This is a genomic window from Erwinia sp. V71 (assembly GCF_965644245.1).
Lineage (GTDB): Bacteria > Pseudomonadota > Gammaproteobacteria > Enterobacterales > Enterobacteriaceae > Erwinia.
This window is the reverse complement of the sequence record NZ_CBFFRK010000144.1, coordinates 1-11,889: the sequence shown is the minus strand read 5'-3', so window position 1 is coordinate 11,889 and position 11,889 is coordinate 1. Positions and strand designations below refer to the sequence as shown.

Below are 11,889 nucleotides of genomic sequence, written 5' to 3'. Positions count from 1 at the left end.
CAGGATAGCTTATCGGTAGCTAACCGTCCCTCCATCCACATGACCAAGCGTTGCACTTATTATCTGAATTCGCGACTGACGTTAATACCACGTCGCGCAGCGGGAAGATGACGCTGAAAGAGCCAACCGGCGTCAGCGCAGTGGTGCAGACTGGCCCGATTATTCGTGGCACTGCGCTGCGTGATGCTTATAAAGGCACCAGCTATCAGGACTTTAATGACCAGGTGCTGTTTGGCGACTATGGCCGGGCAATCAATAACCAGGCGGTGGAACATCTGAAAACACTGCAGCCGAAGGTGGGTGATCAACTGGATGTGATTGGTGTCTTCAGCAGCTGGGATATTCCGCAGAGCGTGCCGGATATCACCCCGGCGCGCATCACGCGACAGTAAGGGGACGGCGATGCAGAGTGAAGCGAATGCGGCGCAGCTGCCTGAAGTGATTATTGAAACCCGCGAGGTGTCGCGCATCTACCCCGGCGTGGTGGCGCTTGACTAGGTGAATTATCGCGTATACCGCAACAGGGTCAATGTGCTGATCGGTGAAAACGGCGCGGGTAAATCCACCATGATGAAAATGCTGGCCGGCGTGGAAACGCCATCTTCCGGCCAGATCCTGCTTGATGGCGAGCCGGTCACACTCAGTTCCACTCAGCAGGCGGAAAAACACGGTATCAGCATTATTTTCCAGGAGCTGAACCTGTTTCCCAATATGAATGTGATGGACAACATTTTTATCGGTAACGAGTTTTTCCAGCGCGGACGTATCAATGAGAAATACCAGTATCAGCTGGCGAAGGCGCTGCTGGAGCGACTGGAACTGGATGTCGATCCTTATGCTGCGCAGGGTGAGCTGGGCATTGGTCACCAGCAACTGGTGGAAATTGCCCGTGCGCTGTCGAAGGACACGCGCGTGCTGATTATGGATGAACCCACCTCGGCGCTCAGTCAGTCGGAAGTCAAAGTGCTGTTTAACGTGATTGAGCAGCTGAAACGGCGTGGCGTCACCATTATCTACATCTCCCACCGGCTGGAAGAGCTGATGGAAATCGGTGATCACATCACTATTTTCCGCGACGGCCGCTTTATCAGTGAACGTGAAGTACGTGATGCCAGTATTCCGTGGATTATCGAACAGATGGTCGGCGACAAGAAAAAACACTTCGACTATAGCCCGGCGACCCAGGGGGAAACCGTGCTGGAGGTCGATGGCCTGACGGCGCTGCATCAGAACGGCGGTTACAAGCTGAATGATGTCTCCTTTTCCCTGCGTAAAGGGGAAGTGGTGGGGATTTACGGCCTGCTGGGCGCGGGGCGCACTGAGCTGTTCAAAGGGCTGATTGGCCTGATGAGTTATCAGCATGGCAGCATTCGCCTGCATGGCGCATCACTGGACAAATGCAACTTCCAGCAGCGGCTGAAGCGCGGGATTGCGCTGGTGCCGGAAGATCGCCAGGGCGAAGGCGTGGTGCAGCTGATGTCGATTAAAACCAACATGACGCTGTCGGATCTCAGCCTGCGCGCGTTTCACCGCGCGATGGCATTGCTGCGGCCGAATAAAGAGGACGCGCGGGTTAATGACATGATTGCGCGGCTGGCGATCAAAGTCAGTGATATGGAGCTGCCGATCACCTCGCTGAGCGGCGGCAACCAGCAGAAGGTAGTGCTGGGCAAAGCACTGATGACCGCGCCGCAGGTGGTACTGCTGGATGAGCCGACGCGCGGCATTGATGTCGGCGCGAAAACCGATGTTTATCACCTGATTGGTTCGATGGCGCACCAGGGGCTGGCGGTGATGTTCTCATCGTCCGAGCTGGATGAAGTGATGGCGCTGGCGGATCGTATTCTGGTGATGGCCGATGGGCGTATCGCCGCCGATTTACCCCGCGCTGACGCCACGCGTGAAATGTTGATTGCGGCGTCCACACCGCATGACTGACAGGGCCTGAGGATAACCTGATGAATCAGAAATATTTGCTCTACATGTACTTACTGAAAGCGCGCACCTTTATTGCCCTGTTAATTGTCATTGGCTTTTTTAGCGTGATGGTGCCGAATTTCCTGACCACGTCAAACCTGCTGATTATGACCCAGCATGTGGCTATCACCGGTTTGCTGGCAATTGGCATGACGCTGGTGATCCTGAGGAAGGTGCGATTTAATCATTCAAAGTTCTGTTCATGACTACAATGATTGCCGTTCATCTATCGTTTTCAGTGTTTTGGGCGGTTCTTTGTTCATTTACCATACGATGACAGGACGAAAAAATGGTTCCCATCGAATTAATCGCACCTTCCCTAACCGTCCCTCCATCCACATGACCAAGCGTTGCACTTATTATCTGAATTCGCGGCTATCATCTTTGGAAAACGAGTGGCTGGCGTTAACACGGCCAGAAAAATCCAGTTTGTTGCCATCTTTATTATAGATCTCTGCGGCCTGTGCACTGCTAAGCCCCAGTAAAACAGGTACCACAACTGCCAAGACTTTCTGCTTCATCATTCTATTTCCTGTAAGTTATTTTTATTAAGACGCGCTCGTGGCGACGACATCAAAATGTCATAAATGATAAATTTACAATAAGAACATAAGTGTTACAAAATATAAAATTCAGTTGAATATCAAAATCTGAAGAGGGTAAAGGTCAATTTTAACTATCCATATCACTTTTTCTTATTTTTACTGCATTGATTTACTGGATTGTGTAACGTCATAACTTGCTGTTTGTACTATGTCTGTATGATCATCATTCCACGGGGTGGGTTTTTGTTTGCTAATTGTTTAAAATTTGTTCCTTTTCATTTTTTTAACAATCAAATCTCATAAATTAAATTAACCATGTTGGTTATTTATTATTTTGTTCTTTTTAAAGTTACATATCTTTCTTGCCTGAAATAACTTTTTGTGATGGTGAGATAATAAAACGCATTGACGATATTAAAAATGATTTAGTAAGTGTTAAATAGCATGCTAATTATCATATTCCGGTAGAAGTAATAACGAGGCGAATAACACATCCTCTGCAGGGAAATAATGATTAGCATTTGTAAAGATTGAGTCGCGTCAACGTGATTACGCGATAAAACAGGCCGATGGCCTTAACAGCGCATTCACACTGCTGCTGCGGCTGATACATAAGAGGACGGTCAGGCCTTTGGCGAAGGTCAGAATGCCATCAGTTGCATCCTTTTTTCTGCCTCTGATCCGTCGCCGCGATGTTGAGAAATCATTCCGCTGCACGACACATCGTCGCTCCACCCGCGTTAACGCAGAATGAATGCAGTGATAAAGATTGCATCAGCCAGCATAAATCGCTGGCCTTGCGTCAGCACAGATACGGTATGGGGAATGGTGCTGACGGGGCAATCGGCAGGGAAATGTTGATGCCGGAGCCGCTGGCAGCGGCAATCAGCAATACCTGCATCAGGATAAATGATGCGGTGATGACGGCTGCTACACCCGCGCTGTCGGGCTGTCAGCAGCATCACCAAAGGCGTATCAGGACGAAAAACAGTTCAGGTAAACTGAAGCAACTGACACCAATGCTCAGCGACACAGTCGCCATGCCGGGCATCAGTTGAGGAAGTAACCTGCTGCCGTTACGCTATCAGCAGAACCGGGTGGTCATACTTTCAGCTAATAAAATGTCTGTTAACCCTGCGGCCTGTGAGTATAACAGCCCGGAAAGATTGAAAATGATATAGATCAGATCTGTCACGCCATGCACCGTTCAGGCGCAGACTGCATCGTAATAGTGCGCTAATTGCCTCTTAATAAAACCAAATCCCATCGTTGATCACAAAAGCCATATTTTATTTCACCGTTGCATAATTCCGCTTTTTTCTGTGCCGTTTCTGACCCGTATTCAGATTGTTATTCACTTTTTATGCATCATTTATGCATTAATGTCTTTCGTAAGTTATTGATATTCTGTTGGTGTGATCGTTTTATGCATTTTTAGCGCTGGCTGGCACGCCCTGTGCAAATTACATTAAAGCTGTGGTGATTTATTTTATTAACATTGTTTCAACTTTTCGTTCACTTATCAGTGGGCAGCGAGGCCGCTATGCAACAGTCAGTATCACGCGAAAACTTTGATCAGTGGATGGTGCCGACTTACGCGCCCGCCAGCTTTGTGCCGGTGCGGGCGGAAGGTTCAACACTGTGGGATCAAAATAATAAAGACTATATCGACTTTGCGGGCGGGATAGCGGTGAATGCGCTGGGTCATGCACATCCTGAGTTGCAGTTAGCGCTGCAACAGCAGGCGGCGCGGCTGTGGCATACCGGCAACGGCTACACCAACGAGCCGATTCTGCGACTGGCGAAACAGCTGATTGACGCCACGTTTGCCGACCGCGTGTTCTTTTGTAATTCCGGCGCTGAAGCCAACGAAGCGGCGCTGAAACTGGCGCGTAAATATGCTCACGATCGTTTTGGTGCGCAGAAGAGCGGTATTGTTGCTTTTAATAATGCCTTCCACGGTCGCACGCTGTTTACGGTTTCAGCCGGTGGTCAGCCCGCTTATTCGCAGGATTTCGCGCCGCTGCCGCAGGGGATCAGCCATGCAGTGTTTAACGATCTGGCCTCTGCTGCCGCGCTGATTAATGACGAGACCTGTGCGGTGATCGTCGAACCGATTCAGGGGGAAGGTGGTGTCGTACCTGCCGAACCGGCGTTTCTGCGGGGTTTGCGCGAGCTGTGTGATAAACATCAGGCATTGCTGATTTTTGATGAGGTACAGACCGGTGTCGGTCGTACCGGTTCGCTGTACGCCTATATGCATTACGGGGTGATACCGGATGTGCTCTCCACCGCCAAGGCGCTGGGCGGTGGCTTCCCGATTGGCGCGATGCTGACCACGGAAAAACTGGCGGCAGCGATGGGCGTCGGCAGTCATGGTACCACCTACGGCGGTAATCCGCTGGCAGGCGCGGTAGCTGGCAAAGTGGTGGAGCTGATCAACCGCCCTGAAGTGATGGATGGCGTGGGGCTGCGTCACCGCTGGTTTATTGACGGTCTCAACGCCATTAATCAGCGTCTGCATCTGTTCAGTGAAATCCGTGGCATGGGGCTGCTGATCGGCTGCGTACTGACGGACGATTTTCGTGGCAAGGCGAAGCAGTTCAACCTGGCGGCAGCAGAAGAGGGCGTGATGGTACTGATCGCCGGGCCAAATGTGGTGCGCTTTGCGCCGGCGCTGGTGATCAGCGAGCAGGAAGTGGCGCTCGGGCTGCAACGCTTTGCCCGTGCCTGCGAACGAATCGTGGCAGGAGAGTCGCTATGATGTTTATCCGTCCCGTCGCGCGTGACGATTTGCCGCAACTGCTGGCGCTGGCGGGAAAAACAGGCGGTGGCCTGACGTCGCTCCCTGCTGACGAGGCGACCCTGGCGGCACGCATCGAGCGTTCGCTGCAGACCTGGCAGGATACACTGCCGCGTGCGGAACAGGGATACGTGTTTGTGCTGGCGGACAGCACGACGCAGCAGGCAGTGGGCATTTGCGCCATTGAAGTGGCTGTCGGGCTGCAGGACCCCTGGTATAACTTTCGTGTGGGCACGCAGGTGCATGCGTCGAAAGAGCTGAATGTCTATAACAATCTGGCGACGCTATCGCTGAGTAATGACCATACCGGCAGCAGTGAGCTGTGCACGCTGTTTCTCGACCCCGACTACCGCGATGGTAAAAACGGTTATCTGTTATCGAAATCGCGCTTTCTGTTTATGGCCGAATTTCGCCAGCGTTTTATGCAAAAGGTGGTGGCGGAAATGCGCGGCGTCAGCGATGAGCAGGGACGATCACCATTCTGGGACAGCGTGGGCAGTCGTTTCTTTTCGATGGCCTTTGCGGATGCGGATTTCCTTAGCGGCACCGGGCAGAAGGCGTTTATCGCCGAACTGATGCCGAAACACCCGTTGTATATCGATTATCTGTCAGCTGACGCGCAGGCCGTGATTGGCCAGGTGCATCCGCAGACTGCGCCTGCGCGCGCAGTACTTGAGGCGGAAGGTTTTCGCTATCTGAACTACGTCGACATCTTTGATGGTGGTCCGACACTGGAATGCGATATCGACCATATCCGCGCGGTACGCAAAAGTCGTCTGCTGCCGGTTGAATTCAGCGAGACGCCCGCAGATACCCGTTTGCCGCTGTGTCTGGTAGCGAACAGCGATTATCAGCATTTCCGTGTGGTGTTACTGCATGCGGACCCGAAAGCGGCAACTATTACGATTAATCAACAGGTGGCGGAGCTGATGAACTGCCTGCCAGGCGCCCGCCTGCGCGTGGTAAAGCTCTGTCCCGGGGAGGTAAGCGCATGACGCACTGTATTAACGGACAATGGATCACGGGCGGCGGCGACAGCATGGCGAAAGCCGATCCGGTGGACGGCCAGCTGCTGTGGCAGGGCAAAAGCGCCAGTGCATCACAGGTGGTCAGCGCCTGCGAAGCCGCGCGTGCGGCATTTCCCGGCTGGGCGCGTCGCCCGCTAAGCGAACGGCAGGAGATTGCGGAAAAATTTGCCGCATTGCTGGAACAGAATAAAGCGGATCTCAGCACGACCATTGCGCGCGAAACCGGTAAGCCACGCTGGGAAGCCCTGACCGAAGTGCAGGCGATGATCAATAAGGTGGCGATTTCTGTTAAAGCTTTGCATGCCCGTACCGGCTACAGTCAGGAAGGCGAAAGTTCACTGCGCCACCGTCCGCACGGCGTACTGGCAGTGTTTGGCCCTTACAATTTCCCGGGGCATCTGCCGAACGGACATATCGTGCCGGCACTGCTGGCGGGCAATACGGTAGTGTTTAAGCCCAGCGAACTGACGCCGCTGACGGCGGAAAAAACCGTGCATCTGTGGCTGCAGGCCGGGCTGCCAGGCGGTGTGCTGAATCTGCTGCAGGGCGGACGCACGACCGGCCAGGCGCTGGCGCAGGATAAGCAAATCGATGGTCTGCTGTTTACCGGCAGCGCCAGCACGGGCTATCAGCTGCATCAGCAGTTTGCCGGGCAGCCGGAAAAGATCCTTGCGCTGGAAATGGGCGGTAACAATGCGCTGATTGTTGAAGATCCTACGGATATTGATGCTGCGGTGCATATCGCGATTCAGTCAGCCTTTATTACCGCCGGACAGCGCTGCACCTGTGCGCGTCGTCTGCTGGTGAAGCGCGGGGCGGCGGGAGAGGCTTTTCTTCAGCGGCTGGTGGAAGTGACGGCGCGTCTGCGCGTCGGGCGCTGGAACGATGAACCGCAGCCGTTTATGGGCAGCGTGGTGTCGCTGGCAGCGGCAGAGCATATCTGGCGTGAGTGGCAGGCGCGGGTGGCGGCGGGCGGTAAAGTGTTGCTGCCGATGCAGTGGCCATCGCGCGATAGCGCGTTGCTGACGCCGGGCATTATTGACGTCAGCAACCTGCGCCATCTGCCCGATGAAGAGGTGTTTGGTCCGCTGCTGGCAGTGGTGCGTTATGACGATTATGAGCATGCTATCCGGCTGGCGAATCAGACCCGTTACGGTCTTTCCTGCGGACTGATTTCACCACAGCGCGAGAAATTTGACCGTCTGCTGCTGGAAGCGCGGGCGGGTATTGTGAACTGGAATAAACCGCTGACCGGCGCGGCCAGCACGGCACCCTTTGGTGGCATCGGCGCATCGGGTAACCACCGCGCCAGCGCCTGGTACGCCGCGGACTATTGCGCCTGGCCGATGGCGTCGCTGGAGAGTGCACAACTGACACTTCCCGTGACACTGTCACCCGGACTGGATTTTAGCGCGACGGGAGAGGCCTGATGACGGCTCGTGAAGTGAATTTTGATGGTCTGCCGGGGTTGACGCACCACTATGCCGGTTTGTCATTTGGCAATGAAGCGTCGACACGTAACCAGCACCAGCTGTCGAATCCACAGCTGGCGGCAAAGCAGGGCTTGCTGAAAATGAAGGCGCTGGCCGACCTCGGCTTTGCTCAGGGCGTTATCCCACCTCATGAGCGGCCGCATATTGGCGCGCTGCGCCAGCTGGGTTTTAGCGGTAACGATGAACAGGTACTGGCGAAAGCGGCCAGCCAGGCGCCACAGCTGCTGTCTGCTGCCAGTTCGGCCTCGGCAATGTGGGTCGCCAATGCCGCGACGGTATCCCCCTCGGCAGACAGTGCAGACCGGCGTGTACATCTGACGGTGGCGAATCTTAACAACAAATTCCATCGTGCCATTGAAGCGCCCACTACCGAAGCGCTGCTGCGGGCAATATTCCGTCATCCTGACTATTTTACTGTGCATCCGGCGCTGCCGCAGGTGGCGTTGTTTGGCGATGAAGGGGCGGCAAATCATAACCGTTTTGGCGCAGATTACGGTGAACCCGGCGTGCAGCTGTTTGTCTACGGCCGTGCGGAAGCCGCTGGCAGCATTGCCCCGCAGCGTTATCCGGCGCGTCAGACGCGTGAAGCCAGCGAAGCGGTCGCCCGGCTGCACCAGCTTGCTCCGGCAAGAACGATTTTCGCGCAACAGAACCCGGCGGTGATCGATCAGGGCGTATTCCATAACGATGTGATTGCGGTCAGTAACCAGCAATTGCTGTTCTGCCACCAGCATGCCTTTCTTAATCAGCCAGCATTGCTGGCGCAGTTGCAGCAACAGGTGAGGGGCTTCAGCGTGATTGAGGTGCCGGATGATCGTGTTTCAGTGCAGGATGCGGTCAGTACCTACCTGTTTAACAGCCAGCTGTTAAGTCGCGAGCAGGGCGACATGCTGCTGGTGTTGCCGGAGGAGGCGCGTCAGCATGCGGGTGTCTGGCGCTATGTCAATGAACTGGTGGCAGGCGACGGGCCGATTGGCGAACTGAAGGTCTTCGACCTGCGGGAAAGCATGTGTAACGGCGGCGGCCCGGCCTGTCTGCGGCTGCGTGTGGTGCTGAGCAGCGAAGAGCTGGCGGCGGTCAATCCGCGGGTAATGATGAACGATCAGTTGTTCGCCACGCTGAATCGCTGGGTCGACCGCCACTATCGTGACCGGCTGTCGCAGGCGGATCTCGCTGACCCGCAATTACTGAGAGAAGGACGTGAAGCACTTGACGAACTGACGCAGTTGCTAGACTTAGGAAGTGTCTATGCATTTCAGCAGTAAGTGGTTTCAACAGTAAGGCGGCGCTAATTGCCAGCCTGGACGGGGTTAGCCCCGTCTGTGTCCGATGGAGTATCACTGATGGATTTATTACAACAAACGCTCGCCGGCAGTGCCCCTGATGTCCTGAACGGTGAGACCCCCTGGCTGCGCTGGTACTGGCGTGATGAGGGGATCATTGAATTTATTCCGCGTCACGAAACGCATCAGGCGGTGGTAGTGTCGGCGGGGCTGCACGGCAATGAGACCGCGCCGGTCGAGATTGTCAATCAGCTGGTCAGCCAGCTGCTGTCGGGCGAAAAACCGCTGCAGCCGCGGCTGCTGGTGATTCTGGGCAATCCTGCTGCGCTGCGTACTAACCAGCGTTATCTGCGGGTGGATATCAACCGTCTGTTTGGCGGTCGCTGGCAGCGCAATGAAGATTGCGCGGAAGCGCGTCGTGCGTGGCAGCTGGAGCGTGCGCTGGAAAGTTTCTGGCAGGGGACAGAGGCGCAGACACCACGCTGGCATCTTGATTTGCACACCGCTATTCGTGGTTCTTATCATCCACGTTTCGGCGTGCTGCCGTTTTGTCAGCGTCCGTGGCCGCAGGATTTTATGCACTGGCTGAGCGCCGCGGGTCTGGAAGCACTGGTGTTTCATCGTGCCCCTGGCGGCACCTTCAGCCACTACAGCAGTGAACATTTCGCTGCCATCAGTTGCACGCTGGAGCTGGGGAAAGCCCAGCCGTTCGGGCAAAACGACCTGACACAGTTTGCCGCCGCACAACAGGCGCTGGCATCGCTGCTGTTTGGCGACGCGCTGCCGCCTGTTGCTGAGGAACCGCGCCGCTACCGTGTGGCACAGCAAATCACCCGTCACACGGCGGCGTTTCAGCTGCATATGAGCGGTGAAACGCTTAATTTCACCGCTTTTCCGCAGGGCACGCTGCTGGCGGAAGATGGTGAAGATCGTTACTACGTGCAGCAGGCGCGCGAGTATGTACTGTTCCCTAATCCTGCGGTGGCGACCGGTCTGCGCGCCGGATTGATGCTGGTGGAAGATAATGCGTACAACGTGGCGCTCAGCGCCGAAACGGTCAGCTGAAACAGCGGGAAAACATGTGCGGCGTACACGCCGCGCTTAAAGTGTAAAGACAACGTTTTTTTCTTTCCCAAAAGCTGCCTCTGGCATTACACTCCTCCATATTCCCTGCATTATTCCGCCAGCGGATCATACTTTTTAGCAATTCTTCACCATATTCTTCTTATTCCCTTCATGATTGTTCTTATCTTGTCTTTTATGCTTTCAGGGCTTTACCAACGCTCTGAGTACTTGACGATTAGCGCCCTACACTGGATTCCGAAGTCGCAACACGGCTGTCGTCATGAAACTGATAAGTAAGGACAATATTATGCGTAAATTAACTTCCCTCTTCATCGCAACCACACTGGCTTTGGGTGCAGCTAATATCGTTCATGCTGCCGCTGACAACCTGACGCCACCGCCAGCAGGTGCAGAAAAGCCGATGCACAAACCCCCGATGCATCCCGGCATGCATATGTTTAAAGGCCTGAACCTGACTGACGCGCAGAAAGAGAAAGTGCGCGCCATCATGGATGAGTCACGCAAAGAGATGAAACGTCCGTCGCTGGAAGAGCGCCGTGCCCTGCACGCGATTATTGCGGCTGACCAGTTCGATAAGAGCAAAGCGGAAGCCCAGGCTGAAGCGATGAGTGCTCACGGTAAAGAACGTGCGCTGGCGATGCTGGAAACCCAGAACAAACTGTATAACGTACTGACGCCTGAGCAGAAAAAGCAGTACAACGCCAACTTTGAGAAACGTCTGACTGAAAAGCCACAGCATAAAGGTAAGATGTTACCACCGCCTGATGCACCGCAGGGTGATGTTCCACCACCAGAAGGTGCACCAGCAGAATAAAACTGCTGTCAGCGTTGGTAAAATTTGAGACCGCCGGTGTTGCCCACCCCGCCTGTACAGGCGGTGGTCAGCACCGGCGGTTTTGCGTTATGACAACGGAATGAGCGGATAATCGCCGCTGAGCAGCGGCCGGCACAGGATTTTATAACCGTCGCTGTCAAAGCCTTCAGGTGCGCGTTTCAGCGTCGCAGCATCAGCGATATCACTGACGCTGCCGAGATAAAACCAGTGGTCGATAACATGGATCTGCGTCTGTACCTGCCCCTGTTCCACCAGACCCACCGCGCCGTGATACGGCCAGCACTGGATGCGTACCTGCTCCAGCGCCATCAGCAGTCGCTGCTGATGCGCTTCTCTGCTTTCCCGCCCACAGCAGGCGCCTGCACAGCGTTTCAGGCTGCTGCGAAAACAGCCGCGCCCTTTGCTGACACTCTCCAGCCCCAGTAAGCCATAACAGAGCTGCTGCTCATCCGCGATGCTTTTCAGTGTCTCCTGTGCGGTGCGGCGGTTGGCATACAGACCAAACAGATTGGGCGAACGGGAAAAATCCAGTTCTCTGGCATACACCACCTGGGGTTTATCACCGCTGAGTTGCAGCGAGCAGAGCTGACGATTTTTACGCAGACGTTTATTAAACAGCGGCTGCTGCGTTTTGATTAGCTGAGCTTCCAGCAGCAACGCACCCAGTTCACCCGCGGTGGTGATCCAGCTGATATGCCGCGCCTGATGCAGCATTTTCGCCGCATCGGCATTGCGGAAATGTGCCATGACCCGGCTGCGGATGCGTAAGCGTCTCATCCAGACCGTCTTTTATTTTTGCCCGTGTTTTCTACCATGGACACTTTCGCGAACATGGACTC

8 protein-coding genes and 4 pseudogenes are annotated in these 11,889 nt (G+C 54.8%); 10 read left to right on the top strand and 2 right to left on the bottom strand.

Annotated elements, in window-relative coordinates; translation table 11 throughout:
• Positions 1–74 precede the first annotated feature (74 nt).
• From ACSZO1_RS19930 to ACSZO1_RS19920, 3 pseudogenes are all read left to right on the top strand, one after another.
• Positions 75–392, top strand: a pseudogene (locus ACSZO1_RS19930) (DUF2291 family protein); the annotation flags it as partial.
• A gap of 10 nt (positions 393–402) precedes the next feature.
• Positions 403–1,938, top strand: a pseudogene (locus ACSZO1_RS19925) (sugar ABC transporter ATP-binding protein).
• 20 nt (positions 1,939–1,958) lie between these two features.
• Positions 1,959–2,144, top strand: a pseudogene (locus tag ACSZO1_RS19920) (ABC transporter permease); the annotation flags it as partial.
• A gap of 207 nt (positions 2,145–2,351) precedes the next feature.
• On the opposite strand, the pseudogene ACSZO1_RS19915 reads toward ACSZO1_RS19920, so the two are convergent.
• Positions 2,352–2,501 (bottom strand): annotated as a pseudogene (locus ACSZO1_RS19915) (porin OmpC); the annotation flags it as partial.
• A gap of 881 nt (positions 2,502–3,382) precedes the next feature.
• Here ACSZO1_RS19915 and ACSZO1_RS19910 point away from each other — a divergent pair.
• From ACSZO1_RS19910 to spy, 7 genes are all read left to right on the top strand, one after another.
• Entirely contained in the window at positions 3,383–3,580 is a 198-nt protein-coding gene (locus ACSZO1_RS19910; protein ID WP_437615750.1) for a hypothetical protein, read from the top strand.
• A gap of 485 nt (positions 3,581–4,065) precedes the next feature.
• Positions 4,066–5,286, top strand: coding sequence for an aspartate aminotransferase family protein (locus tag ACSZO1_RS19905; RefSeq protein WP_437615748.1), 1,221 nt, complete (start codon positions 4,066–4,068; stop codon positions 5,284–5,286).
• Complete coding sequence (gene astA / locus ACSZO1_RS19900) at positions 5,283–6,320, top strand: arginine N-succinyltransferase (protein WP_437615746.1); 1,038 nt, start codon at positions 5,283–5,285, stop codon at positions 6,318–6,320. Before ACSZO1_RS19905 ends, astA begins: the two co-directional genes overlap by 4 nt.
• Positions 6,317–7,783: a succinylglutamate-semialdehyde dehydrogenase gene (astD, locus tag ACSZO1_RS19895; RefSeq protein WP_437615744.1), complete on the top strand. Its 1,467-nt coding sequence runs from the start codon at positions 6,317–6,319 to the stop codon at positions 7,781–7,783. Before astA ends, astD begins: the two co-directional genes overlap by 4 nt.
• Positions 7,783–9,111 (top strand): N-succinylarginine dihydrolase, encoded by a 1,329-nt coding sequence (gene astB / locus ACSZO1_RS19890; protein ID WP_437615742.1) that lies wholly within the window; start codon positions 7,783–7,785, stop codon positions 9,109–9,111. The genes astD and astB overlap by 1 nt, the downstream gene beginning before the upstream one ends.
• A gap of 75 nt (positions 9,112–9,186) precedes the next feature.
• On the top strand, positions 9,187–10,194 hold the full coding sequence (gene astE, locus ACSZO1_RS19885; protein ID WP_437615752.1) for a succinylglutamate desuccinylase: 1,008 nt from the start codon (positions 9,187–9,189) through the stop codon (positions 10,192–10,194).
• Positions 10,195–10,501: 307 nt separating this feature from the next.
• The gene (gene spy, locus ACSZO1_RS19880; protein WP_437615740.1) at positions 10,502–11,029 is read left to right on the top strand and encodes an ATP-independent periplasmic protein-refolding chaperone Spy; all 528 of its coding nucleotides are present in this window, start codon (positions 10,502–10,504) and stop codon (positions 11,027–11,029) included.
• A gap of 87 nt (positions 11,030–11,116) precedes the next feature.
• Here spy and cho read toward each other — a convergent pair whose 3' ends face one another.
• Positions 11,117–11,827 carry an excinuclease Cho gene (gene cho / locus ACSZO1_RS19875; protein ID WP_437615738.1) on the bottom strand — a complete coding sequence of 237 codons (711 nt, stop codon included), beginning with the start codon at positions 11,825–11,827 and terminating at the stop codon, positions 11,117–11,119.
• Positions 11,828–11,889: the final 62 nt, after the last annotated feature.

Coding starts and splice junctions, on each gene's coding strand:
- ACSZO1_RS19910 (WP_437615750.1), top strand. CDS start 3,383: ATGCCGGAGCCGCTGGCAGCGGCAATCAGCAATACCTGCATCAGGATA.
- ACSZO1_RS19905 (WP_437615748.1), top strand. CDS start 4,066: ATGCAACAGTCAGTATCACGCGAAAACTTTGATCAGTGGATGGTGCCG.
- astA (WP_437615746.1), top strand. CDS start 5,283: ATGATGTTTATCCGTCCCGTCGCGCGTGACGATTTGCCGCAACTGCTG.
- astD (WP_437615744.1), top strand. CDS start 6,317: ATGACGCACTGTATTAACGGACAATGGATCACGGGCGGCGGCGACAGC.
- astB (WP_437615742.1), top strand. CDS start 7,783: ATGACGGCTCGTGAAGTGAATTTTGATGGTCTGCCGGGGTTGACGCAC.
- spy (WP_437615740.1), top strand. CDS start 10,502: ATGCGTAAATTAACTTCCCTCTTCATCGCAACCACACTGGCTTTGGGT.
- cho (WP_437615738.1), bottom strand. CDS start 11,827: ATGAGACGCTTACGCATCCGCAGCCGGGTCATGGCACATTTCCGCAAT.